This window comes from Streptomyces sp. NPDC001714, from assembly GCF_042892755.1.
Classification (GTDB): Bacteria; Actinomycetota; Actinomycetes; order Streptomycetales; family Streptomycetaceae; genus Streptomyces.
The window spans coordinates 17,651-41,049 of sequence record NZ_JBIAUL010000028.1; the positions used below are offsets into that span (position 1 = coordinate 17,651).

Below are 23,399 nucleotides of genomic sequence, written 5' to 3' on the forward strand. Positions count from 1 at the left end.
TCCTTAACCGGTGTTACGCGTTCGTCGATGAATGCGGACAAGCCGGGACTAAAGGACGGGTGTTCGGGTGCCGAATAGGCACCGAAAACCCCTGGTCCGGATGGGTGGGGACCAGGGGTTACGGCCATGATGGAATGAATTGCGTAACGGTCACCCGGAGGCTGACCTCTGGCCAAAGGTCAGCCGGCGGAGGCAGCCCCGGCCCGCGCGTCGCACTCCTGTCCGCGCAACGTCCGTGCCAGGTCGTCCCGGGCCTCCAGCACCAGCCGGCGCAGCGCCGGGGGCGCGTCGGCGTGCGCCGTCAGCCACGCGTCCGTCGCCTCCAGGGTCTCCGGGCGGTCCTGGAGGTCGGGGTACAGCCCCCGGACCACGTCCATGCCGATCTGGATCGAGCGGTCCTCCCAGATCCGGGCGATGACCTCGAAGTACTTCTCCGCGTACGGCGCCAGCAGCTCCCGCTGCGAGGGCTGGGCGAAGCCCGCGATCGTCGCCTCCACCAGGGCGTTGGACAGCGCCTGCGACTCCACGACCTGCGCCCACGCCTGCGCCTTCACGGCCGCCGACGGGCGGGCGGCCAGGCAGCGCACCTGGTGGCGCTTGCCGGACGCCGTGTCGTCCCGGGCCAGTTCGGCCGCGAGCGCGGACTCGTCGGCGGCGCCGTGCGCGGCGAGGGGTTCGAGGAACGCCCAGCGCAGCTCCTGGTCGACGTCCAGGCCGTCGATCGCGGTCGTGCCCGCCAGCAGCTCCTGGAGCAGCCGGAGGTCGGCGTCGGCCGTCGCGGTCGACGCGAAGAACCGCGCCCAGGCCAGCTGGTGCTCGCTGCCCGGCGCCGCCTGCCGCAGCTCCCGCAGGGCGCCCTCGGCGAGCAGCCGCCCGGCCGCCTCCCGCCCCTGCGGCGCCACGTAGTGCACCAGCGCCGACTCCGCCCACGCCTGGAGCATCTGGAGCACGCCGATGTCCGACTCGCGGCTCGCGAACCGCAGCACCAGGTCGACGAAGTCCCGGGCGGGCAGCAGCGCGTCCCGGGTCAGGTTCCACAGCGCCGACCAGCACAGCGCCCGGGCCAGCGGGTCGGTGAGCGAGCCGAGATGGCCGCGCAGGGTCGCCAGCGAGGTCTCGTCGAAGCGGATCTTGCAGTAGGTGAGGTCGTCGTCGTTGACCAGGACCAGCTCCGGGGCCTCGGCGCCGGCCAGGCCGGTGACGACCGTACGGGGGCCGTCGACATCCGCCTCGGCACGGGCGTACCGCACCAGCTCGCCGCCCTCCAGCCGGTACAGGCCGATCGCGACCCGGTGCGGACGCAGCTCCGGGTGCGACTCGGCCGCCTCCTGCAGCACGGCCAGCTCCGCGACCCGGCCCTCGCCGTCCAGCAGTACCTGCGGGGTCAGCGAGTTCACCCCCGCCGTCTGCAGCCACTTCCCGGCCCAGGCGCCCATGTCCCGGCCGCTGGTCTCCGCCAGGACCGACAGCAGGTCGCCGAGGCGCGTGTTGCCGTACGCGTTGCGCTTGAAGTAGCGCCGGGCACCCTCCAGGAACGCGTCCTGGCCGACGTACGCCACCAGCTGCTTGAGCACGGAGGCGCCCTTGGCGTAGGTGATGCCGTCGAAGTTGAGCTTGGCGTCCTGCAGGTCGCGGATGTCGGCCGTGATCGGATGCGTGGAGGGCAGCTGGTCGGCGCGGTACGCCCAGGCCTTGCGGCGGTTGGCGAAGGTGGTCCAGGCGTTCTCGAAACGGGTCGCGCCGACGTTCGCGAACGTGCCCATGAAGTCCGCGAAGGACTCCTTCAGCCACAGGTCGTCCCACCACACCATGGTGACCAGGTCGCCGAACCACATGTGCGCCATCTCGTGCAGGATCACGTTGGCGCGCGCCTCGTACGACGCCTGCGTCACCTTGCCCCGGAAGATGTACTCCTCCCGGAAGGTCACCAGACCCGGGTTCTCCATCGCGCCGAGGTTGTACTCGGGCACGAACGCCTGGTCGTACTTCCCGAACGGGTAGGGGTAGTCGAAGTGGTCGTGGAAGAAGTCCAGCCCCTGCTTGGTGATGAGGAAGACGTCGTCCGCGTCGAAGTAGGGGGCGAGGCCCTTGCGGCACATCGCGCCGAGCGGGATCTCCAGCGTCGAGCCGTCCGGCAGGGCGCGGGAGTACGAGTCCGTCACGTAGTGGTAGGGCCCCGCGACCACACACGTGATGTACGTCGAGATCGGCTTCGTCTCCGCGAACCGCCAGACGCCGTCGGCGAGTTCACCCGCCCCGTTGCTCCACACCGTCCACCCCTGCGGTGCCCGCACCTCGAAGCGGAACGGCGCCTTGAGGTCCGGCTGCTCGAAGTTCGCGAAGACCCGGCGGGAGTCGGCCGGCTCGTACTGCGTGTAGAGGTAGACCTCGCCGTCCTCGGGGTCGACGAAGCGGTGCAGGCCCTCGCCGGTGCGGGAGTACGCGCACCGGGCGTCCACCACCAGCTCGTTCTCCGCGGCCAGGTCCTCCAGGGCGATCCGGGTGCCGTCGAAGACCTCCCCGGGGTCGAGGTCCTTGCCGTTCAGGGTGACGGCGGTCACGCTCGGTGCGATCAGGTCGGCGAAGCTCGACGCGCCCGGCTCGTTGCAGCGGAAGCGGATCGTGGTCACCGAGCGGAACGTGCGCGGCTCGTCCTGGCCCTCCCCGACGGCGGACCGTACGTCCAGCGACACGTCGTACCCGTCGACCGACAGCAGGGCGGCCCGCTCCCGGGCCTCGTCGCGGGACAGATTCTCACCGGGCACGGGCGGCACTCCTTCGTGTCGATACGCATCGTTGTCGGTACGCCGAAACAGCACCGATCCTCCCACGTGCACCTGACGGCGGGCACCCGGGAATGGGGTGGCCGGTGACGGTGTTGCCGCTGGAAAAGGCCCGCATTCCGAGGAGAACCATGTCCGAGACCGTGACCAGCTCCGGCAAGACCCCCGTCGACTTCTGGTTCGACCCGCTGTGCCCCTGGGCCTGGATGACCTCCCGGTGGGTCCTGGAGGTGGAGAAGGTCCGCGACATCGAGGTCCGCTGGCACATCATGAGCCTCGCGGTCCTCAACGAGCCCAAGCTCGACGAGCTGCCCGAGGAGTACCGCGAGCTGCTGGAGACCAAGGCGTGGAAGCCGATCCGCGTCGTCACCGCGGCCTGGCAGAAGCACGGCTCCGACATCCTCGGCCCGCTGTACACCGCGCTCGGCACCCGTATCCACAACAACGGCGAGGGCCCGACCGTGGAGGCCATCGCGGGCGCGCTCGCGGACGTCGGCCTGCCCGCCGACCTGATCGACTACGCCGACCAGGAGGACTTCGAGTTCGACGCCGAGCTGCGCGCCTCCCACAAGGAGGGCATCGACAAGGTCGGCCAGGACGTCGGCACCCCGGTCATCGCGGTCCCCGGCTCCGACGGCGAGCAGATCGCCTTCTTCGGCCCGGTCGTCACCCCCGCCCCCAAGGGCGAGGAGGCGGCCCGCCTGTGGGACGGCACCCTCGCGGTCGCCTCCGTCCCCGGCTTCTACGAGATCAAGCGGACCCGCACCAAGGGCCCCGACTTCAGCAACCTGTAGGTCGTCCCGCCGCGCCCGGCCCCCCGCCGGGCGCGGATCTTCCGGCACTTCTCCTTCCCGACGGCCCCGCGCGGTGCCACCGTCGCGCCCCGAGGCGGGTACGGACCCGCGGCCGATCGGGCAGCACGGCGGCCGCGGCGGCAAGGCACAGCGCACCGCACGGGCAGCCCCCGCGAGTCACGTCCTCGCGGGGGCTCCCCTCTTTCCGCCCGCCCCTGTGAACGGTGAGAAGACGATCACGAGGCAGGACGTACCGGTGGCTCAGCGGCTCGGGGGGCGAGCAGCAGGCTGTCGCCGCGTTCCCTGGCGGCCGTGTGCCGCCGTGCCACGTCCTGCCAGTCGACGACCGCCCACATGGCGTCGATGAAGTCGGCCTTCTGGTTCCTGTACTGCAGGTAGAAGGCGTGTTCCCAGGCGTCGAAGACCAGGAGCGGGGTGGCGCCCTGCCCGACGTTGCCCTGGTGGTCGTAGACCTGTTCCACGACCAGCCGCCCGCTGACCGGCTCGTAGGCGAGGACGCCCCAGCCGGAGCCCTGGGTGGTCGCCGCCGCCTTGGTGAGCTGCGCCTTGAAGCCCGCGAAGGAACCGAAGGATTCGGCGATCGCGTCCGCCAGCCCGCCCACACCGTCCGCCGCGAGCGGCTCGCCGCCGCCGTCCTTCGGACCGGTCATGTTCTGCCAGTAGATGCTGTGCAGGATGTGGCCGGAGAGGTGGAAGGCCAGGTTCTTCTCCAGGGCGTTGAGGGACGCCCACTGCTCCTTGTCACGCGCCTCCGCCAGCTGCTCCAGGGTGTCGTTGGCGCCCTTCACATAGGCCGCGTGGTGCTTGTCGTGGTGCAGCTCGACGATCTCGGGGCTGATCACGGGCGCGAGCGCGGAGTAGTCGTAGGGCAGTTCAGGAAGCGTGTAGACGGGCATGGGCGTGGGTCCCCTCCGAACCTCTTATTGCAAAAGACTTGCAACTGCAGAATAGCAACAACAAGCCGGACGGGGGCAAGAAGCGAGGCCCCCACGTGTGGTCACGTGAGGGCCTCGCGGGAGCGGACGCGTCGTCAACGCACCGCGGTCACACGGCTACGGACGTGTAATGCGAGGCGTCGCCCTCGATCGAGTAGCTCTCCTTGCCCTCGATGCCGGCCGGGATGTCACCGGCGACGGTGACGCGGTTGAGGCGGCGCGGCAGGCCGTCGTAGTTGTCGACGGCGTAGTGCTGGGTGATGCGGTTGTCGAACAGGACCAGCTGGTTCGGGGACCAGCGGTGGCGCAGGATGTTCTCGGGGCGGGTGACGTACGCCTGGAGCAGATCGAGGATCCGGCGGGACTCGTCCTTCGACAGGCCGACGATCCGCTGCGCGAACCCGCCGATGAACAGGCCGCGCTCACCGGTCAGCGGGTGCACCCGGACGACCGGGTGGACCGTACGGAACTTGATCGACGTGAACTGGGCGCGCTGGGCGGCCTTCTCCGCGTCGATCTCCTCGTCCGGTACGGCGTAGTCGTAGTCGTTGGTGTGCTCCGCCCACAGCGTGTCGGCCAGCGCGCGCAGCGGCTCGGGAAGATCGCGGTAGGCGGCGGCCGAACTGGCGATCAGGGTCTCGCCGCCGTACGGCGGGACGGTGAGGGAGCGCAGGGTGCTGGCCTGGGGCGGGTTCAGGACGAACGTCACGTCGGTGTGCCAGTGGTTGGCCCGGCCGCGCTCGCTGTCGACCGGCAGCACGTTCGGGGCGCCGTCGACGGCGGGCACCGTCGGGTGGGCGGTGGTGAGGTCGCCGAAGTGCCGGGCGAAGGCCTCCTGGCCCTCGTCGTCGAGGTGGACGTCGTCGAAGACCAGGGCCTTGTGGACGTTCAGGGCCTCGCGGACCGCGGCGACCTGCTCCTCGTCGAGCGGCTTGGCGATGTCCACACCCAGGACCTGGGCGCCTATGTTCGCGGTGACCTTGCGGATCTCGATGGACATGCGGGGTGGTCCTTTCAGGCGGTGGCGAGTGCGGGAGTGACGTACTGGTTGGCGGGGCGGGGGAGGCCGTAGCGCTCCCGCAGGGTCCGGCGCGGGCCGTAGTCCGTGCGCAGCAGGCCGCGGGCGCGCAGGATCGGTACGACGTGGTCGACGAAGGTCTCCAGGCTGGAGGGCAGCACGGGCGGCATGATGTTGAAGCCGTCGGCGGCGCCCCGGGTGAACCAGGTCTCGATCGCGTCGGCGACCTGCTCGGGTGTTCCGGCGAAGGTCAGGTGCCCGCGGCCGCCGCCGAGCCGGCCGATCAGCTGCCGTACGGTGAGCCGCTCGCGGCGGGCGAGCCCGACGACCAGGGTGTAGCGGCTCTTGGCACCCTCGATGGCGTCCTCGGGCGGCAGATCGGCGGGGAGTTCGGCGTCCAGCTCCAGGGTGCCGACCGGGACGTGGAGCAGCCGTTCCAGGTTGGCGACCCCGTGCCGGTGCACGATGTGGTCCTCCAGGAGCTGTTCCTCCGCCCGCGCCTCGGCCTCGGTCGAGCCGATGACGGGGACGATGCCGGGCAGCACCTTGATGTGGTCGGGGTCGCGGCCCGCCGCGGCCGTTCGGGACTTCAGGTCGGCGTAGAACGCCCGCGCCTCCTCGAGGGTCTGCTGCGCGGTGAACACGGCCTCGGCGTACCGGGCCGCGAACGTCTTGCCGTCCTCGCTCGACCCGGCCTGCACCAGCAGCGGGTAACCCTGCGGGCTGCGGGGCACGTTGAGGGCGCCCTCGACGCGGAAGTACGTGCCCCGGTGCCGGGGCGGGTGGATCTTCGCGTCGTCGCCCCAGACGCCGGCCGCCTTGTCGGCGACGATCGCGTCGTCCTCCCAGCTGTCCCAGAGCTTCAGGGCCACGTCGAGGAACTCGGCGGCCCGCGCGTACCGCTCGGCGTGCGCGGGCTCCTCGTCGATACCGAAGTTGCGGGCCGCCTCCGCCCCCGCCGTGGTGACGATGTTCCAGCCCGCCCGGCCGCCGCTGATGATGTCCAGCGAGGCGAACTTGCGGGCCAGGTTGTAGGGGGAGTTGTAGGAGGTGGAGGCGGTGGCGATCAGGCCGATGTGCTCGGTGGCCGTGGCCAGCGCGGTGAGCAGGGTGAGCGGTTCCAGGGCCCCGGCGGGCCGCTGCCCGACGCTGCCCCACAGGTGCGGGCCGTCGGCGAGGAAGAGGGAGTCGAAGGTGCCGCGCTCGGCGGTCCGGGCGAGCCCGACGTAGTGCGCGAGGTCGACGTGCGCGTACGGGTCGCTCTCCGGGAGGCGCCAGGAGGCCTCGTGGTGACCGGTGTTCATGAGGAAGGCGTTGAGGTGGAGCCGGCGGGTCATACGGGGTCCTTTGCTGTTCAGCGCCGGTGGGTGTCTTTCAGCCCGTCCGGGGGTCCCCCTCCGGGGGAGTTCGAGGACGAGGCCGTTCAGGCCGAAGCGGGGGTCCGGGGGCGCGGCCCCCGGCGGACGGTCACGCGACGTCCTCCGTGACGCCCAGCGCCGCCAGCAGGCGGCCTCGGTACTCACCGCGCGGCCGGTCATGGTCCACGGTCAGGTCGAGACCGATCCGGCCCCGCTCCAGGACGAGCACCCGGTCGGCGAGGACGATCGCCTCCTCGACGTCGTGGGTGACGAGCAGCACGGACGGGCGGTGCCGCTTCCACAGCTCGCGCAGCAGGTGGTGCATCTTGATCCGGGTGAGCGCGTCCAGGGCGCCGAACGGCTCGTCGGCGAGGAGCAGTTCGGGCTCGCGCACCAGGGACCGGGCGAGCGCGGCCCGCTGCGCCTCACCGCCGGACAGCTCGCCCGGCCAGGCCCGCTCGCGGCCGCCGAGGCCGACCTCTTCGAGCGCGGCGCGGCCACGGTCGAGCGCGTCCTTGCCCTCCAGGCCCAGCACCACGTTGTCGAGGACCCGCCGCCAGGGCAGCAGCCGGGAGTCCTGGAAGACCACCGACACCCGTTCCGGCGCGGTGAGTTCCCCGCTGCCGGTGACCCCGTGGTCGAGCCCGGCGACCGCCCGCAGCAGGGTGCTCTTGCCGGAACCGCTGTGCCCGAGCAGGGCGGTGAACTGCCCGGCCGGCAGGTCGAGGTCGACGGAGTCGAGGACCGTACGGTCCCCGAACGACCGGGTCAGGCCCCGGAGTCGCACGGCGGGGCGGGTCAGCTGCTCAGTGTGCGGCGCCACGACAGCACCCTCCGTTCGATGATCCGGACCACGGTGTCGGAGACGAGGCCGAAGACGCCGTAGATCAGCAGGCCGACGAGGATGATGTCGCTGCGCCCGTAGTTCTGGGCCTGGAACATCATGTAGCCGAGGCCGCTGGTGGCGTTGATCTGCTCCAGGACGACCAGGCCGAGCCAGGAGCCGGTGACGCCGAGCCGGAGCCCCACGAAGAATCCGGGCAGCGCGCCGGGGATCACGACCTCCCGGATGAACCGGACCCTCGACAGGTCCAGCACCTCGGCGAGTTCGACGTACCGGCTGTCGATGGCGGACAGCGCGGCATGCGTGTTCAGGTAGATGGGGATGTAGACGACGATCGCGATGATGGCGATCTTGAAGGTCTCTCCGATGCCCAGCCAGAGGATGAACAGCGGGATCAGGCCGAGGGTGGGGATCGCCCGGTTGATCTGCACGGTCCCGTCGATCAGCGCCTCGCCGGTGCGGGTGAGCCCGGAGGCCAGGGCCAGCAGCACCCCGGCGGTCAGACCGATCGCGAAGCCGTACCCGGCCCGCTCCACGGAGGTCAGGATGTCGGTGCGCAGCGTCCCGGCCGTCCACAGGTGGACGGCGGTGTCCAGGACGGTCCAGGGCGCCGGGATCGCACCGGGGTCGAGCTGCCCGGCGGCGGAGGCGATCGCCCAGGCGGCGAGGACGACGAGCGGACCGGCCAGCCGGGCGGCGGGCAGCCGGCGGCCGGGGGAGAGCCGGCGGCGCGGCCGGACCCGGTGCGCCTCGTCCGCCGCGACGGGGACCGGCACGGTGCCGGTGGTCACGGCGGTCATTTCCGGTACTCCGCCGGTACGGCCTTGGCGGCGATGGACTCGAAGCGGTGGTCGAAGAGCGAGGAGACGTCGGTCTTCTTCACGAACCCGCCCTCCGCCAGCAGGTCGGCGGTCTCCTGCTCCCACTTGATGGCCTCGTCCCAACTGGGCGGGAACAGCGGCTTGTTGGCGAGCCTGCTGATGCCCTGGGCCTGGGCGAGGGTCAGGTTCTGGGTCTTGACGTAGAACTCCTCGTTCCAGGTGCCCGGGTTCTCCCACTGCCAGACCAGGCCCTTGGCCCACTGCGGGATGTACGCGGCGACCGCGGCCGCCTTGGCCTTGTCGTTCAGGACCGCCTGCGGCGCCCACAGCAGGTTGAGCAGGTCGACGACGTCGGTGGCGATGGTGTGCGCGCCCTTCGAGCCGTACTGCTGGAGGTAGGCCGGCGCCTGGGAGTTGGCCAGCGGGGCCACGTCCACCTGGCCGGACTGCAGGGCGGTGAGGAACTGGTTGCTGGTCAGCGGGACCAGTTTCACGTCGTCGTAGGCGAGCCCGGCCTCCTTGAGCGCCCGCAGCAGTACGACACCCTGCGCCTGCCCCTGCGAGAAGGCGAGCTTCTTTCCCTTGAATTCGGCGACCGTGCGTATGGCGCTGCCGGGCTTGGTGGCGAACAGGTAGTTCGGCTTGCGGGTCAGCTCGATCGCCACGATCTTTGCGGCGAAACCCTGGTAGTGCGCCTGGATCGGCGGAATTCCCGCGTTGTTGGCGAGGTCCAGGGACTTGGCGCGGAACGCGTTGATGACGTCGGGACCGGCCCCGATGTTCACCCAGCTCGACACGGTGAACGGCAGCGCGGGCAGCTTCGCCAGCTTGAACTGCAACTGCTGCTGGCCCAGATAGGAGGCGATCTTCAGGCTGGTGCCGGCCGGGACCTTGTCGGCCAGCGGAGCGGTCGAGGCGCCCGCGGTGTCGGCTGCGGCACTGCCGCCCGCGCAGCCGCTCAGCCCGGCCACGGCCGCCGAGGCGCCGAGCAGGGAGGTGAGGAAGAGCCGGCGGTCGATGCCGGAGGGGGACGCAGAAGGCATGGGAGTGCTCCGGGGAGAAAAGCAGCAGAAAGGCAGGGCGAATTCCCGGCGACAGAAGGCCGGAAAGAGAGATCTCACGCAGAGGGAAATGCGCGCCCGGGGCGCGTCAAGACGTCAGCAACAGAGGGTGCGACAGGTCATGAGAAGGATGTTCCTTGCCGTCGACGACGGCTGTCAATATTCCGAGTTTCTGAATTAAATAAGCTCTGGTGACAGGGTCGGAGCCGGGGCGTGCGAGGCGCTCAGCGGGTCCCGGTACAGCACGTCGAGGACCACCGAACCGCCCGCCACCGCCAGCACCGACTCCCGGAAGCTGGTCGGCGCGACCACGGCCGCCCGCTCCGCACCCACCGCCTCCCGCAGCGCGGCGAGACAGTCCTCGCGGTACAGCACCCCGACCTCGGTGACGACCACGCTCTCCGGGTTGAGGACGTCGAGCAGCAGCGCCGCCGCCCGCCCGGTCAGCCGCGCCCGCTCCACCAGCAGCTCTGCGGCCGCCGGATCACCGGCCCCGGCCGCCGCGAGGACGTCCATCGGATTGGCGCCGTCCGTCACCCCGGCCGCCCGGGCCCGCCGCACCAGCGTGCGCTCGCTGAGCTCCACCTGGAGGCAGCCGGTGCGTCCGCAGTCGCAGGGCTCGGTGCCGCCCGGCACCGGGAGATGGCTGATCGTGCCGGCCTGGGAGCGCGGGCCGTGGTGCACCTCCTCGCCGGTGGCGAAGGCCGCGTCGACCACGTTCCCGACGAACAGGTGCAGTACGCTCCGGCTGCCCCGGGCCCGCCCGAACAGCCGTTCCGCGTTGACCAACGCCCGCGCGTGCCCGTCCACATGGACCGGCAGCCCGGTGTGCGCGCCGAGCAGCTCGCGCACCGGCACCTCGCGCCAGCCCAGCAGGGGGTGCTCGACGACGCTCCCGGAGTCCCGGTCCACCCAGCCGCCGACGGCGACCCCGACGCCCAGCGGCCGGCTGCCGGGCACCTCGTCGAGCAGCGCGGCGAGCCCGGCGGCGGCCCGCGCCAGCACCCCGCGCGGGTCGGTGTCCCGGTGCTTCAGCTCCCGCCGTACGACGACCCGGCCGCGCAGGTCGAGCAGCGCGACCGTGGTGTACCGCACGGCCACATGCACCCCGCCGACCACGAACCGCGAGTCGTCCAGGTCGACCGGCACGTGCGGCCGGCCCACGCCCCGGCCGCGCTGCGGCGCCTCGGTCTCCCGGATCAGGCCGAGTTCGGTGAAGCGGGCGCAGTAGTCGGTGACGGACGCCGGGGACAGCCCGGTCAGCCGGGCGATGGTGGAGCGGGCGACCGGCCCGTGCTCGAGGACCGAACGGAGGACCACACTGGCGCTGGTCCGCCGCCGGTCGCGGGGCGCGGAGGTGAGCGGGGGTGCCGCGGTACGGGGCATGGGAAACCGTCCTCGGGAACGGGGCCGACACGTCTCGGACGTCGAGGCGCGCCGGACCGGTCTCCCGCCGCGCGGCCTCAGGGCGTACGGCGACAGGTGGCAGCTCCCTGGCGTCGCAGGTCGACATAGCGACGCGACGTGAGGTTCAGGGACTGGGCGACCATGTCCGGAAGCGTAGGCCAGAAACCTTGAATCCCACCAGACCGCTAGGGTTCGATTGGTGGAACTCCACAGGCCTGTTCAACGCCGTTGACGTGACTGAAACATCTCTGCCTCAGTGATCGGCGTCACCCCGTACCGCGTGTAACCCACACCCTTTGTGGGGAGCCCACCAAGCGCCGCTTCCGGCCTTTGTCGATCGCTGACGTGTCCGGCTCAGACGGCCCGGGATAGCGTCACGGTGTCCCTTGCCTGCCCCCACCCCGCGGAGTCCCCATGAGCACCGCCACCGCCGCCGCGTCGACCCGCACCGGCACCGTCCTCGCCGACCTCCTGCCCGCGTCCCGGGTGCGCGACGTGGCCCTCGTGGCCGGCGGCGCCGCGCTCACCGGCCTCGCCGCCCAGATCGCGGTCCCCGTGCCCGGCTCCCCGGTCCCGGTGACCGGCCAGACCTTCGCGGCCCTGCTCGTCGGCACCGCCCTCGGCGCCCGCCGCGGCCTGCTCTCCCTCGCCCTGTACGCGCTGGCCGGCCTGGCGGGCGTGCCGTGGTTCGCGAGCGGCACCTCCGGCGTCTCGGTCTCCTTCGGCTACATCCTCGGCATGATGCTCGCCTCCGCCGTCGTCGGCGCCCTGGCCCGGCGCGGCGCCGACCGCGGCGTACTGCGCATGGCGGGCACGATGCTGCTCGGCGAGGCGATCATCTACGCGATCGGCGTGCCGTACCTCGCCTACGCCGCCGGCATGTCCGCGTCCGCGGCGATCGCGGCCGGCCTCACCCCGTTCCTGATCGGCGACGCGGTGAAGGCGGCCCTGGCGATGGGCGCGGTGCCCACGGCGTGGAAGCTCGTCGACAAGCGCTGACCCCGCACCACCGCAGCGGGGCCCGGGATGCCTCGGCACCCGGGGCCCCACTGTCGTACGCGGTGCTACGACCGCTGCCGCGGCCGCCGCTGCGACCACCACACCCCCGCCGCCCCGGCCGCGATCAGCGCCGCGCCGGCCGCGCCGAGCGGCAGCACGTCACTCCCCGCGCCGGTCTTCGGCAGCTGGTCGCCGCTCGGCCCCACCGGCTTGTTGTCGGTGCCGAGCAGCAGTGGGGTGGCCGGGGCGTTCGGCGACGGGTTCGTCGTACCGAACGGCACCGGGCCCTGCTGCCAGAACGTCTTCTTCCCGTCCGCGCTCTGCACCGGCAGGCAGATCTTCCCGGTCTTTCCGAGGTCGAACGTGGCGTCGACCGCGTACGACTTCGACCTGCCCGCGCCGAGCGTGCCGACGGAGCAGCTGAAGGCGCTGTTCGAACCGGCCGGCAGATCCTTCTCGGCGACGGCGGCGCAGCCCTGCACGCCGGTGACCTTCAGGCCGTCGAAACCGACCACCAAAAGCCTGATGTCGTCGCTTTCCTTGGTTCCTTCGTTCTTGACGGTGGCGGTGATCGCCGTTTTCTGCGAACTGTTGTCGACCGAGATCTTCTCGGGCAGCGTGGTCGTCAGCCGTACACCGTCCGGTGCCTGGTCAACCGCCTTTCCCCCCTTGCTGCTTCCCGGTCCCTGGTCATCGGCGACGGCCGTGAACGGCAGGATCGTCACGGCCGAGAAAGCTGCCGTGACCAGCGATCCCGTGACCACGGCCAGTCGCCGGGCCGTACGACGAGAACTCATGTTCGTCCCCCTTGCAACCCCCTGGACCGCGCCTGAATTCGCGGTCACTTGAAGAGGTACCACAAGATTTCTCCGCACTATGCTGGTACGGCCGTAAGTGTGACCATTGCGTGTCAGCAGGGGCGGTCGTTGAGGGGGTGCAGCGAATTGCCGGGGAATTCAGGTAAATCAGAGAATTCGGAGAACGCAGGGAATTCGGTTGGCGCAGGGAGTTCGGAGAGCGCGGGGCAGGGTGGGGTTCCCGGGCTGCTGGTGACCGGCCGCTACCGGCTGGCCGAGAGCATCGGGCAGGGCGGCATGGGCCGGGTGTGGCGGGCCGCCGACGAGACGCTCGACCGGCAGGTCGCCGTCAAGGAGATGCGGATCGACGGCCTCGACGCCGAGGACACCCGCACCCGCCGCGAACGCACCCTGCGCGAGGCCAGGGCCACCGCCCGGATCGACCACCCCAACGTGGTACGGGTCTACGACGTCGTCGACGAGGGCGAACGCCTGTGGATCGTCATGGAGCTGGTCCACGGCCGCTCCCTGGAGTGGATCATGGCCGAGGAGGGGCCGCTGAGCCCGCGTGCGGCGGCCCGGATCGGCCTCGGCCTGGTCGCGGCGCTGCGCCAGGTGCACGCCGGGGGAGTGCTGCACCGGGACATCAAACCCGGGAACGTGCTCGTCGAGAACGCCGCGGGCCGGGTCGTCCTGACCGACTTCGGAATCGCGGCGATCCAGGACGCCAAGGCGCTCACCATGGTCGGCATGCTCGTCGGCTCCCCCGACTACATGGCGCCCGAACGCGTCTCCGGCCGCCCGCAGGGTCCGCCGTCCGACCTCTGGTCGCTCGGCGCGACCCTGTGCGCGGCCCTCGGCGGCCGCTCCCCCTTCTCCCGCGACACCACCCTGGCGACCCTGCACGCCGTCCTCTACGAGGAGCCCGAAATCCCGGCCACGGCAGGCCCCTTGCACGACCTGCTGGCAGCACTGCTGGAGAAGGAACCGACGGCACGTCCCGCACTGGCGGAGGTGGAGCAGGAACTGCACCCGGTGGCGTACCCGGCCCAGACCCCGACGGAGCGCCATCCCGCCCCGCGACCGCCGGAACGCCCGACCCCGGCGTACGTGGTGCACCTTCCGGCCCCCGAGGACGAGCGCCCGCAGCCGCTGCCGACGGAGATACAAGCAGCTCCGCCGGTCAGCGCGTCGACAGAGGCCCCCTCGGAACCCCGTGCGGAGGTCCGCTCGGAAACCCCGTCGAGCGATTCGACAGGCCCGACGCTCCCGACCCGTCCTCAGGTGGGCCCCGCATGGCAACGCCCCGAACCTCAGCGCCCCGTCAGGGGCGCGGGGAACGGCGCGACCAGCCACACCGCACCCGCGGCGACCCACCACCGCAAGGCCCCCAAACGCACAACTCTCCTCGCCGTACTGGGGATCGCCTCCGTGACCACCGCCCTCGTCATCCTCCTCACCACCACAGGCGGCGGCGACAAGGACACAGCGACCGGGACCTCTTCAACCCCCTCAGTCACAACCGACCCGTCGGCCACCGTGGCGGGCACCGCCCGCCCCCGCTCCCTCCCGCCCGGCACCCACGAGGAGGCCGGCGGCTTCGCCTGGGCGCCGCCCACCGGCTGGCGCAGGGACGTGAAGACGGGCGCCGAGGTCCACTACACCTCCCCCGACGGCCGCCAGGAACTCGTCGCCAGGTCCTCGCTCGCCCGCGGCAATCTCATGGACAGCTGGCGCGCCTCCGAACAGAGCGCCCACCAGGGCCAGGACTACACCAAGATCCGGCTGGCCGAGACGACCTTCCGCGGCCACCCGGCGGTGGTCTGGGAGTACACCTTCACCCTCAGGGGCACCGCCTGGCACGCACGGCTGCTGGGCTTCGACGCCGGCGGCAAGTCGTACCAGATCAACACCTGGTACCAGCCGGCCGTCGAAGCCCAGGCCGTGCGGACGTACGAGAAGGTGAAGGGGAGCTTCACCCTGCTGTGAGGATCAGCCGACGGACACCTGGTCGGCGGCCTCGGCGACCGCCTGCTCCGCCTGGTCCGCACGGCCACCGGCCACCTTCTGCTTCACCACCGCGACGACGATCACCGCCGCCGCGACCAGCAGCGAGAGCAGCACGGTCGTACGACCGCTGCTCTCGCCCTCCGTGTCGGTCAGCATGTAGCCCAGCACGAACACGATCAGGCCGGCCGTCGCCCAGGTCAGGTACGGGTACAGCCACATCTTCACGACGAGCTTCTCCGGCGCCTCGGCCTGGATGATCTTCCGCATGCGCAGCTGCGAGAAGCAGATGACGAGCCAGACGAACAGGGCCACCGCGCCGCTGGAGTTGACGAGGAAGAGGAAGACCGAGTCCGGGAACTTGTAGTTGAAGAAGACGGCGACGAACCCGAACAGCACGGACGCGAGGATCGCGGCCATCGGCACACCGCGGGCGGTGGTCCGTGCGAACGCCTTCGGGGCGTCGCCCCGCTGGCCGAGCGAGAAGGCCATCCGGGAGGCCGTGTACAGGCCGGAGTTGAGGCAGGACAGCACGGACGTCAGCACGATGAAGTTCATGATCTGACCGGCGTGCGCGATGCCGAGGGAGTCGAGGGCGGCGACGTACGAGCCCTTCTCCTTGATGGACGGGTCGTTCCACGGCAGCAGCGAGACGACGATGAGGATCGAGCCGAGGTAGAAGACGCCGATCCGCCAGATGATGCTGTTGGTGGACTTGGTGACCGCACGCTGCGGGTCCTCCGACTCGCCGGCGGCCAGGGTGGCGATCTCGCTGCCCATGAAGGAGAAGACGACGAGCAGGACGCCGGTGAGGATGGCGCCGGGCCCGTGCGGCAGGAAGCCGCCGTGGCCGGTGAGGTTGGAGAAGCCCGCCTTGCCGGCGTCCACGCCGGGCAGCACGCCGAGCACGGCCAGCAGGCCGACGACGATGAACGCCCCGATCGCGACGACCTTGATGCCGGCGAACCAGAACTCGAACTCGCCGTAGGAGCCGACGGAGACCAGGTTGGTGGCGGTGAGCACCGCCATCACGATGAGCGCCCAGCCCCACTGCGGTACGGCCGGGATCCAGCCTTCCAGGATCGTGGCACCGGCGGTCGCCTCGACCGCCAGCACCACCACCCAGAAGAACCAGTACAGCCAGCCGATGGAGAACCCGGCCCAGCGGCCGAGCGCGCGGTCCGCGTGCGCGGAGAACGATCCGGAGGTGGGGTTCGCGGCGGACATCTCGCCGAGCATCCGCATCACCAGCACCACGAGCGTGCCGACGAGTGCGTACGACAGCAGGATGCCGGGGCCTGCGGTGGCGATGCCGGTACTGGAGCCGACGAAGAGGCCGGCGCCGATGACGCCGCCGATGGCGATCATCGACAGATGGCGGTTCTTGAGTCCTGCGTGGAGACCGTCCTGGGGACCGGTGCCAGTCATGGGGGGAATCCTTTGCGCCGGGTGAGCGGGCTCTCGTACGAGCGGCGTACGAGTTGGTCCAGTGAAACGGAGGTGGACTGTTTCCTGAACCTTTGAATCCAGATCGTTACTTGAGGTTTTCCTGAGGTTCTGTAGTGTTGCTCACAATTTCCAGGGTTCGGCCCCGCCCCTGCCGCGCGCTCACGCCCATGTCACACTCATCCCATGCGCGTGTATCTCGGCTCCGACCATGCGGGCTTCGAACTCAAGAACCACCTCGTCGAGTGGCTGAAGGCGGCGGGCCACGACCCCGTGGACTGCGGCCCCCACATCTACGACGCCGACGACGACTACCCGCCCTTCTGCCTCCGCGCGGCCGAGCGGACCGCGGCGGACCCCGCCTCCCTCGGCATCGTGATCGGCGGCTCCGGCAACGGTGAGCAGATCGCCGCGAACAAGGTGAAGGGCGTGCGGGCGGCGCTCGCCTGGAGCGAGGAGACGGCGTCCCTCGGCCGGCAGCACAACAACGCGAACGTCGTGGCGGTGGGCGCGCGCATGCACACGCAGGACGAGGCGACGAAGTTCGTCGAGACCTTCCTGAACACGCCGTTCTCCGAGGGTGAGCGGCACATCCGCCGCATCGACATGCTGTCGGCGTACGAGACGACGGGCGACCTCCCGCCGATCCCGGCGCACCACCCGTCCGGGGACGACCAGTAGGCGACGGCCGGCAGGCGTTCGACCGCGGGCGCGCGGGGGCTGGTCGCACGGTTCCCCGCATGCCTACGGGCGCCGCCCGGTGGGGCCCTTCGACGTTCACCTCTCCACCGACCGAGTCGGGTGGGCGGATGGGAAAGGAATCACCTCAGTGCCAGAGGGGCACACGATCCACCGGCTCGCGCTGGACTACCGTCGGCTCTCCGGGCCCGTCAGGGCAACCAGCCCGCAGGGCAAGTTCTCCGACGCCGCCGAACTGATCGACGGCGCCCCCCTCACCCGTACCGAGGCCCACGGCAAGCACCTCTTCCTCGGCTTCCGCGACGGCGACTGGGTCCACATCCACCTCGGCCTCTTCGGCAAGGTCACCTTCGGCGACGCCCCCGCGCCCCCGGCCACCGACACCGTCCGCCTCCGCCTGGCGAACCCCACCGCCTACGTCGACCTGCGCGGCCCCACCACCTGCGCCCTGATCGCCGACGGCGACAAGAACGCCGTACACGCCCGCCTCGGCCCGGACCCGCTCCGCGACGACGCCGACCCGGACGCGGCGTACCGCAGGATCTCCCGCAGCCGTACGACGATCGCCGCCCTGCTGATGGACCAGAAGGTCATCGCCGGTGTCGGGAACGTCTACCGCGCCGAGGTCCTTTTCCGGCACGGGATCGATCCGTACCGCGCGGGCAGGGACATCACCCCGGCGGAGTGGGACAGCGTCTGGGCCGACCTCGTCGGACTCATGCACGAGGGCGTCCGGAACAACCGCATCGACACCGTCCGGCCCGAGCACACCCCGGAGGCGATGGGCCGCCCGCCGCGCGTGGACGACCACGGCGGCGAGGTGTACGTCTACCGCCGGGCCAACCTGCCCTGCCACCTCTGCGGCACCGGGATCCGCACCGCCGGCCTGGCCGCCCGCAACCTCTTCTGGTGCCCCACCTGCCAGCGCCGCTAGAAACCGTGCGGCAGCCAGGGCAGCACCGGTGAGCCGAACGCCACCGACGTCTCGGCCAGCGCCCCCGGCCGCAGTTCGTCCACCCGCCCGGCCCGCCCCAGCGACAGCAGGGACACGCCACCGAGGTACGCCGCCCCCAACTCCCGTACCGACAGCGTCAGCTCGGCCGTGTCCGTCGTCCGCTCGCAGGACGCCCCCTTGGCATCCCCGGTCAGCCGCCAACGCCCCGCGTTCCAGGGGCAGAAGGCGTCGGCCACCTCCAGCACCACGTCCACCGGCGCCTGGTACGTCCGCGCCGCGAGCGCCGCACCGACGTCGACGAGACGCACGTACCCCATGTCCCGCACCCGCGTCAGGCAGCGCCGGATGTCGGAGACCTGGTACTGCCAGGCGTCGTCGACCGGCCGCCCCCGTACCGTCAGCTTCGACATCAGGTCGATGCCGAACAGGAACCGCCACAGCGCCGCGTCGCTCGCCGGGTCGAGCGCGGCGAGGTCCTCCAGCGACACCGTGCCGTCGTGCCCGCTCGGCGACCAGCCCATCTTCGTACGGAACCTGGCGTACCCGGTGACCTTCCCGTCCCGCTCGGCGACCACGCACTGCAGCGCCGACGCCCCGCCCCGCTCGCTCTCCGGGTCCAGCAGCCCCGCCCGCTCCCAGCCGGGCTGCCGGGCCAGCATCCCGGGCCGCCGGGGCACCAGCTCCGCGTACACCGCCTCGCACGCGTCGAGGACGTCGGCCGGGTCGGCGTACCGCAGCCGTACGTCACCGGTGCCGGCCGGCACGTCCAGCGTCACCCGGCTCGTGTCGATCTCGGCGTGCAGTTGGAAGGTCGCGGCGCCGTACCCGAAGCGGCCGTAGATCGCCGGCTCGGAGGCGGTCAGCGCGGCCAGCGGCTCGCCCCACTCCCGTATGTCGTCCAGCTGTCGGCGCATCATCGACGTCAGCACCCCGCGCCGCCGGTGCGTCGCGGCCACGCTCACCATGGTGATCCCCGCGGTCGGCAGCACGGCACCGCCCGGCACGGTCATCCGGAACCGGAACGCCCCCGACGTCCCCACCAGTTCGGACCCGTCCCAGACGGCCAGCGAGCGTTCGAACTCCGTCAGGGACCGGTCCAGCGCACGCTCCTCGGCCGGAGCCGGACCGGCGCCGAAGGCCCGCACCAGGTGGTCCCACCACCCGTCGAACTCCTCGGGACGCAGCACCTTCAACTCGGTCGCACGCTCGGTCGCCATACGCCATGCCTACCAGGGCACTGCAGGCCGAGCCAGCGAATTTCTCCCGGACGGCGACGCGGGGGCGTCCGGTGAAGTTCACTGTGAAGTCGCACCCGAAGCTGAGCCTCGGACGGGGGACAAGTGGGACCTCCCGTGCCAAGCAGCTGGTCCGATGGATAGGGTCCCGAACTAATGGCAGTAGACCGAGAGCGGCGCGCGAAGGCCGAGACGTTCCCGGCCCGGTGGAAAGTGCAGTGGCACCGGGTCCGCGTCGGCGTGCGCAGAAGCGCCGTGGACTACTTCCGCGGCGACGGCTCCGACTGGATCGCCCTGATCGGCCTGCTCCTGACCGTCCCGGTCCTCGCGGCCATGACCCTCGCCAACTCGGTCTGGTTCTCACCGGCCGCGCTGGTCCTGCCGATCGTCGCGGGCGGCCTGCTGCTGCGCCCGGCGAGCCTGCTCGGCCTGTACGCGGCGGCGGCCACCGCCCTGATCGTGGAGTCGGTACGGCTCGGCCCCTACACCGAGGGCCCCTCCCGGGTCACCCCGGGCGTGGTCCTCGTCGTGGCCGCCTGCGGTTTCTTCGGTCTGCTCACCGCCCAGTTCCGCAGCCGGGTCGGCGTCCCCTGGCGGCGCGGCGGCACCATGCTCTTCGACCTGCGCGAGCGCATCCGGGTGCAGAGCAAGCTGCCGAAGCTGCCGCCCGGCTGGCACCGCGAGATGGCCCTGCGGCCGGCCGGCGGGCAGTCCTTCTCCGGCGACTTCGTGGTCGCGGCCCGCACGAACAACGGCCGCACGATGGAGGTCGTCCTCACCGACGTCTCCGGCAAGGGCATGGACGCGGCGTCCAGAGCGCTCCTGCTCTCCGGCGCCTTCGGTGGTCTCCTCGGCTCCCTCCCGCCGCACGCCTTCCTCCCCGCAGCCAACGGCTACCTGCTCCGCCAGGACTGGGACGAGGGCTTCGCGACCTCCATACACCTGGTCCTGGACCTCGACTCCGGCGACTACGAGCTGTACTCCGCGGGCCACCCGCCCGGTCTCCAGCTCAGCGCCGGCAGCGGCCGCTGGGAGGAGAAGGCCGCCGAAGGGCCCCTCCTCGGTGTCTACGACGGTGCCCAGTTCGACCCGGTCAAGGGCTCCCTGCGCCCCGGCGACGTTCTGATGATCTTCACGGACGGCCTGGTGGAGACGTCCGACCGCGACATCGTGGAAGGCATAGACCGCCTCACGGGCGAGGCCGACCGCTACGTCGCCGGCGGCTTCCACGGCGCCGCCTGGCACCTCATCGAGGCGGTGGCGAAGGACGTCAACGACGACAGGGCGCTGCTGCTGATCTGCCGGGAGGCGGCGAGATGAGCGGAGGGCCGGGGGCGGCACCGGAACGTCCTCGACTGCGGGCGCGCGGCGGCTGATCGCGCAGTTCCCCGCGCCCCTTGTGGGGCGCTGCCCCAGCCGCCCGGCGCCGGGGCGTTCTTGCCTGCGGGTGTGTGGGGGCTGATCGCGCAGTTCCTCGCGCCCCTTACGGGGGGCCGCCCCCGCCGCTTCCTGCATAGCCGCGGGTGCTCGTGGGCGGCACCCTGCCAACGCCGGTAAGTGGGACCCCCCGCCCCGGCCACGACATACTCGCACCGTGACCCGGACCCCGCTCTCCCTCGCCGACGTCGAGAAACTCGCCCGAGCCGCCCACGCGGCGCAGACCGACAAGGCCGGCCGACCCTACGCCGAGCACCTCGCCGCGGTCGCCCACGGCGTGGCCACCCGCGGCGGCGACCCGGACCAGATCGCCGCCGCCTGGCTGCACGACGCCGTCGAGGATCACGCCCTGACCGAGGAGTGGCTGGACACGGCCGCCCTCAGCTCCCGCACGAAGGCGATCGTGCGCGCCCTCACCAAACACCCCGGCGAGCCCCCCGAGTCCTACGCCCGCCGCATCCTCACCACCCCCGGCGCCCTCCTCGTCAAGGAAGCCGACCTCGCACACAACGCCGACCCCGGCCGTCTCGCCGTACTGGACGAGGACACCCGGAAACGGCTGACCGAGAAGTACGCCCGGATGCGCGCCCTCCTCGGTCTCCCCGCGTAAGCGGAACAAGCGGTGTCACGCGTTCGCCATCTCCCGGCCGCGCGGCTCCCGCTCCCGCCCCCGCTCCCGGGCCGGTTCCGCCGCCTCACGCCGGAACGCCCAGTCCATCCGCGGCTCCATGGAGAACCGGAACACCCGCTGCACGGGCCGGGTGCACAGCAGCGTCACGCACGCGCCCGCGAGCGCCGTGACGAGGATCTCGCCGAGCGGCCCGTGCAGCCACTTCGGGTCGAACCAGCCCGCGTGGACGCCGTACTTCACGACGAAGCCGTGCAGCAGGTAGCCGTACAGCGTGCCCGCGCCCAGCGCCGTGAACCACGTCCGCCGGCCCGGTACCCAGGAGAAGAAGCCGGCCGTCAGCACCATCGAGCAGCCGAACATGGCGAGCACCATCACCGGCCCGCACCACCACGGCGCACTCAGCTCCTGCGCGGAGTCCCGGTGGTAGAACCACGCGGTGTTCATCCGCGGCACCGACCACCACGCGAACGCCAGCGCGAGGGCGAACACCGGCACCGCGGCGATCCGCACCGGCCACCGGCGCACCAGCCGGAAGTGCTCGGGCCGCAGGCACAGGCCGAGCACGAAGTACGGCAGGAACTGCAGCACCCGCTGGAGGTCGAGGTCGTCACCGATGCTCGGCGACACGGACGCCAGCATCGCGATGCCGAAGGCGACCGGAAGCGGGTGGCGGACCGCCTTCCACAGGGGCGTGGTCAGACGCCAGACGAACAGCGCGCACAGGAACCAGGTCAGGTACCAGGGATCGAGCAGGCTGATGTCCTGGCCGGAGTCGCCGACCACGAAGCGCTGGAAGAGCGAGTAGGCCGTCTCGAACAGGACATAGGGGACGACGACCCCGGTGACCAGTCGCTTCAGCCGGTCCGGGCGCATGTCGAAGTTCCGGGAGAAGTAGCCGGAGACGATGATGAACGCCGGCATGTGGAAGGCGTACACGACGGAGTAGATCGCCTCCAGGACGCGGCTGTCGCCCTTCAGCGGCTCCCATGAGTGACCCATCGCGACGAGCACGATCGCCAGGTACTTGGCGTTGTCGAAGAACGCGTCGCGCGGTCTGCCCGCCGGCGGACGGGCCGGGGGACGCGGTGTTCGGTTCTGGCCGGGGAACGTGGCGGCGTCAGACATTTGAGGCACCCTAGCGTTGCCTGTGGGATTTCGTAAAACCGTCGATGTGAATCCTGGTAATCGACGCCAGTCGCCTGTTGATCGCCGGGTGATTTACCGAAGTCGATGCCTGTGCCTATGCGGTTCCATGCGGCACTTACACCCTTGATGTCCTCATTCATCCCTACTAATTGGGGCATAACGTCCGCAGGTCAGCGCTTCTTGCCGTGCCTGTGTCAATAATTCGAATTGGCTGCGCGCGAGTTGTGTGGACACGGAAACCATGTCCGTCAATTGCTGTGGATCTACGGGCGGGTGGCGTCTCGAATTGCAGTGCGGGCGGTTGTCGGTGTGCGGTGTGTTGTCGACGTTGTGTCACGAACCGCATAGTGCGGCCGGGTTGGTGGCACGATGGATCTGGCGGGGGTGCGGGGCCGTACCCCCGGGCCGGAGAGCGGACCGACCGAGGGTGTGATCAGTTGTGGCCATTTCACTGTCTGTGGTGTTGCTGTTGGCGATCATCCTTGTAGTGATGATGAGAGGGGGGAACATCAAGGCGGGCCCCGCCATCGTCGCCGTCCTCTTCGGCTTCTTCCTCGCGTCGACCGGGATGGCCCCCTCGATCCAGCGCTTCCTCGACTCGCTGGCGCAGACCATAAACTCGATCAACTTCTGACCACGGGGGGCGGCCGAGGCGCACGGCCCGTGCCGCAACGGCCGCGTACGCCACACCCTCGACGGCGACGCCCTGCGCCGCATCCCGTCACGTCACCGGATCGAGTGGCCGCACGCGCGAAAGACGTCGATCCGGCCCCGACGACGACTCAGGCCCAGGGCACCGGGTGATGTACCGGTGACCTGGGCCTGAGCGATGCAGAGCGGGCGACGGGAATCGAACCCGCGTAGTCAGTTTGGAAGACTGAAGCTCTACCATTGAGCTACGCCCGCACGACACGCGCCGCAGGTCGGTGACCGCGGCACAGGAGGCATCGTAGCGGGTCGCCCGCCGCGTAGGCCAACGTGATGGGGCCGCCGGGATGCGGCGGA

20 protein-coding genes and 1 tRNA gene are annotated in these 23,399 nt (G+C 71.0%); 8 read left to right on the forward strand and 13 right to left on the reverse strand.

The window, feature by feature from the left end; translation table 11 throughout:
• Positions 1 to 179 precede the first annotated feature (179 nt).
• On the reverse strand, positions 180 to 2,765 hold the full coding sequence (pepN, locus tag ACFY0P_RS45330) for an aminopeptidase N (protein ID WP_388927886.1): 2,586 nt from the start codon (positions 2,763 to 2,765) through the stop codon (positions 180 to 182).
• A 149-nt stretch (positions 2,766 to 2,914) separates the two neighbouring features.
• Between pepN and ACFY0P_RS45335 the strand changes: the two genes are divergently transcribed.
• Complete coding sequence (locus ACFY0P_RS45335; protein ID WP_351495350.1) at positions 2,915 to 3,577, forward strand: DsbA family protein; 663 nt, start codon at positions 2,915 to 2,917, stop codon at positions 3,575 to 3,577.
• 236 nt (positions 3,578 to 3,813) lie between these two features.
• On the opposite strand, the gene ACFY0P_RS45340 is transcribed toward ACFY0P_RS45335, so the two are convergent.
• The 7 genes from ACFY0P_RS45340 to ACFY0P_RS45370 form a co-directional block, all read right to left on the reverse strand.
• Positions 3,814 to 4,494, reverse strand: coding sequence for a superoxide dismutase (locus tag ACFY0P_RS45340; protein ID WP_388927889.1), 681 nt, complete (start codon positions 4,492 to 4,494; stop codon positions 3,814 to 3,816).
• A gap of 148 nt (positions 4,495 to 4,642) precedes the next feature.
• On the reverse strand, positions 4,643 to 5,533 hold the full coding sequence (locus tag ACFY0P_RS45345; protein ID WP_388927892.1) for a TauD/TfdA dioxygenase family protein: 891 nt from the start codon (positions 5,531 to 5,533) through the stop codon (positions 4,643 to 4,645).
• Between the two features lie 14 nt (positions 5,534 to 5,547).
• On the reverse strand, positions 5,548 to 6,888 hold the full coding sequence (locus ACFY0P_RS45350; RefSeq protein ID WP_388927895.1) for an LLM class flavin-dependent oxidoreductase: 1,341 nt from the start codon (positions 6,886 to 6,888) through the stop codon (positions 5,548 to 5,550).
• A gap of 130 nt (positions 6,889 to 7,018) precedes the next feature.
• Entirely contained in the window at positions 7,019 to 7,732 is a 714-nt protein-coding gene (locus ACFY0P_RS45355; RefSeq protein WP_388927898.1) for an ABC transporter ATP-binding protein, read from the reverse strand.
• A complete protein-coding gene (locus tag ACFY0P_RS45360; protein ID WP_388927901.1) occupies positions 7,708 to 8,553 on the reverse strand; it encodes an ABC transporter permease in 846 nt (281 codons plus the stop codon). Before ACFY0P_RS45360 ends, ACFY0P_RS45355 begins: the two co-directional genes overlap by 25 nt.
• Positions 8,550 to 9,617, reverse strand: coding sequence for an ABC transporter substrate-binding protein (locus tag ACFY0P_RS45365; protein ID WP_388927905.1), 1,068 nt, complete (start codon positions 9,615 to 9,617; stop codon positions 8,550 to 8,552). The genes ACFY0P_RS45360 and ACFY0P_RS45365 overlap by 4 nt, the downstream gene beginning before the upstream one ends.
• Before the next feature lie 195 nt (positions 9,618 to 9,812).
• Positions 9,813 to 11,021 (reverse strand): ROK family protein, encoded by a 1,209-nt coding sequence (locus ACFY0P_RS45370; protein ID WP_388927908.1) that lies wholly within the window; start codon positions 11,019 to 11,021, stop codon positions 9,813 to 9,815.
• Between the two features lie 435 nt (positions 11,022 to 11,456).
• On the opposite strand from ACFY0P_RS45370, the gene ACFY0P_RS45375 reads away from it, so the two are divergent.
• Positions 11,457 to 12,041 (forward strand): biotin transporter BioY, encoded by a 585-nt coding sequence (locus ACFY0P_RS45375; protein ID WP_388927911.1) that lies wholly within the window; start codon positions 11,457 to 11,459, stop codon positions 12,039 to 12,041.
• 65 nt (positions 12,042 to 12,106) lie between these two features.
• On the opposite strand, the gene ACFY0P_RS45380 is transcribed toward ACFY0P_RS45375, so the two are convergent.
• Positions 12,107 to 12,838 carry an LPXTG cell wall anchor domain-containing protein gene (locus tag ACFY0P_RS45380; RefSeq protein ID WP_388927914.1) on the reverse strand — a complete coding sequence of 244 codons (732 nt, stop codon included), beginning with the start codon at positions 12,836 to 12,838 and terminating at the stop codon, positions 12,107 to 12,109.
• A gap of 297 nt (positions 12,839 to 13,135) precedes the next feature.
• Here ACFY0P_RS45380 and ACFY0P_RS45385 point away from each other — a divergent pair, with 297 nt between their 5' ends.
• Positions 13,136 to 14,827 carry a protein kinase gene (locus tag ACFY0P_RS45385; RefSeq protein WP_388928014.1) on the forward strand — a complete coding sequence of 564 codons (1,692 nt, stop codon included), beginning with the start codon at positions 13,136 to 13,138 and terminating at the stop codon, positions 14,825 to 14,827.
• 3 nt (positions 14,828 to 14,830) lie between these two features.
• Here ACFY0P_RS45385 and ACFY0P_RS45390 read toward each other — a convergent pair whose 3' ends face one another.
• On the reverse strand, positions 14,831 to 16,273 hold the full coding sequence (locus ACFY0P_RS45390) for an amino acid permease (RefSeq protein WP_388927917.1): 1,443 nt from the start codon (positions 16,271 to 16,273) through the stop codon (positions 14,831 to 14,833).
• Positions 16,274 to 16,477: 204 nt separating this feature from the next.
• Here ACFY0P_RS45390 and ACFY0P_RS45395 point away from each other — a divergent pair, with 204 nt between their 5' ends.
• Positions 16,478 to 16,972: a ribose-5-phosphate isomerase gene (locus ACFY0P_RS45395; protein WP_388927920.1), complete on the forward strand. Its 495-nt coding sequence runs from the start codon at positions 16,478 to 16,480 to the stop codon at positions 16,970 to 16,972.
• Between the two features lie 148 nt (positions 16,973 to 17,120).
• Positions 17,121 to 17,924: an Fpg/Nei family DNA glycosylase gene (locus tag ACFY0P_RS45400; RefSeq protein WP_388927922.1), complete on the forward strand. Its 804-nt coding sequence runs from the start codon at positions 17,121 to 17,123 to the stop codon at positions 17,922 to 17,924.
• Here the strand turns inward: ACFY0P_RS45400 and ACFY0P_RS45405 are convergent.
• Positions 17,921 to 19,162 (reverse strand): GNAT family N-acetyltransferase, encoded by a 1,242-nt coding sequence (locus ACFY0P_RS45405; RefSeq protein ID WP_388927925.1) that lies wholly within the window; start codon positions 19,160 to 19,162, stop codon positions 17,921 to 17,923. The two genes, ACFY0P_RS45400 and ACFY0P_RS45405, sit on opposite strands and share 4 nt — an antisense overlap.
• 174 nt (positions 19,163 to 19,336) lie before the next feature.
• Between ACFY0P_RS45405 and ACFY0P_RS45410 the strand changes: the two genes are divergently transcribed.
• Both ACFY0P_RS45410 and ACFY0P_RS45415 read left to right on the forward strand, forming a co-directional pair.
• The gene (locus ACFY0P_RS45410) at positions 19,337 to 20,500 is read left to right on the forward strand and encodes a PP2C family protein-serine/threonine phosphatase (protein ID WP_388927927.1); all 1,164 of its coding nucleotides are present in this window, start codon (positions 19,337 to 19,339) and stop codon (positions 20,498 to 20,500) included.
• Between the two features lie 274 nt (positions 20,501 to 20,774).
• Positions 20,775 to 21,227 carry an HD domain-containing protein gene (locus ACFY0P_RS45415; RefSeq protein ID WP_388927929.1) on the forward strand — a complete coding sequence of 151 codons (453 nt, stop codon included), beginning with the start codon at positions 20,775 to 20,777 and terminating at the stop codon, positions 21,225 to 21,227.
• Positions 21,228 to 21,242: 15 nt separating this feature from the next.
• On the opposite strand, the gene ACFY0P_RS45420 is transcribed toward ACFY0P_RS45415, so the two are convergent.
• Complete coding sequence (locus ACFY0P_RS45420) at positions 21,243 to 22,373, reverse strand: acyltransferase family protein (protein ID WP_388927931.1); 1,131 nt, start codon at positions 22,371 to 22,373, stop codon at positions 21,243 to 21,245.
• A 460-nt stretch (positions 22,374 to 22,833) separates the two neighbouring features.
• Here ACFY0P_RS45420 and ACFY0P_RS45425 point away from each other — a divergent pair, with 460 nt between their 5' ends.
• Entirely contained in the window at positions 22,834 to 23,028 is a 195-nt protein-coding gene (locus tag ACFY0P_RS45425; protein WP_089107496.1) for a hypothetical protein, read from the forward strand.
• Positions 23,029 to 23,229: 201 nt separating this feature from the next.
• Here the strand turns inward: ACFY0P_RS45425 and ACFY0P_RS45430 are convergent.
• Positions 23,230 to 23,300: transfer RNA gene (locus ACFY0P_RS45430), tRNA-Gly, on the reverse strand.
• Positions 23,301 to 23,399: the final 99 nt, after the last annotated feature.

Excerpts from the sequence above, each read along its gene's own strand:
- ACFY0P_RS45335 (WP_351495350.1), top strand. The coding sequence starts at position 2,915 with ATGTCCGAGACCGTGACCAGCTCCGGCAAGACCCCCGTCGACTTCTGG.
- ACFY0P_RS45340 (WP_388927889.1), bottom strand. The coding sequence starts at position 4,494 with ATGCCCGTCTACACGCTTCCTGAACTGCCCTACGACTACTCCGCGCTC.
- ACFY0P_RS45345 (WP_388927892.1), bottom strand. The coding sequence starts at position 5,533 with ATGTCCATCGAGATCCGCAAGGTCACCGCGAACATAGGCGCCCAGGTC.
- ACFY0P_RS45350 (WP_388927895.1), bottom strand. The coding sequence starts at position 6,888 with ATGACCCGCCGGCTCCACCTCAACGCCTTCCTCATGAACACCGGTCAC.
- ACFY0P_RS45360 (WP_388927901.1), bottom strand. The coding sequence starts at position 8,553 with ATGACCGCCGTGACCACCGGCACCGTGCCGGTCCCCGTCGCGGCGGAC.
- ACFY0P_RS45365 (WP_388927905.1), bottom strand. The coding sequence starts at position 9,617 with ATGCCTTCTGCGTCCCCCTCCGGCATCGACCGCCGGCTCTTCCTCACC.
- ACFY0P_RS45370 (WP_388927908.1), bottom strand. The coding sequence starts at position 11,021 with ATGCCCCGTACCGCGGCACCCCCGCTCACCTCCGCGCCCCGCGACCGG.
- ACFY0P_RS45375 (WP_388927911.1), top strand. The coding sequence starts at position 11,457 with ATGAGCACCGCCACCGCCGCCGCGTCGACCCGCACCGGCACCGTCCTC.
- ACFY0P_RS45380 (WP_388927914.1), bottom strand. The coding sequence starts at position 12,838 with ATGAGTTCTCGTCGTACGGCCCGGCGACTGGCCGTGGTCACGGGATCG.
- ACFY0P_RS45385 (WP_388928014.1), top strand. The coding sequence starts at position 13,136 with ATGGGCCGGGTGTGGCGGGCCGCCGACGAGACGCTCGACCGGCAGGTC.
- ACFY0P_RS45390 (WP_388927917.1), bottom strand. The coding sequence starts at position 16,273 with ATGACTGGCACCGGTCCCCAGGACGGTCTCCACGCAGGACTCAAGAAC.
- ACFY0P_RS45395 (WP_388927920.1), top strand. The coding sequence starts at position 16,478 with ATGCGCGTGTATCTCGGCTCCGACCATGCGGGCTTCGAACTCAAGAAC.
- ACFY0P_RS45405 (WP_388927925.1), bottom strand. The coding sequence starts at position 19,162 with ATGGCGACCGAGCGTGCGACCGAGTTGAAGGTGCTGCGTCCCGAGGAG.
- ACFY0P_RS45410 (WP_388927927.1), top strand. The coding sequence starts at position 19,337 with ATGGCAGTAGACCGAGAGCGGCGCGCGAAGGCCGAGACGTTCCCGGCC.
- ACFY0P_RS45420 (WP_388927931.1), bottom strand. The coding sequence starts at position 22,373 with ATGTCTGACGCCGCCACGTTCCCCGGCCAGAACCGAACACCGCGTCCC.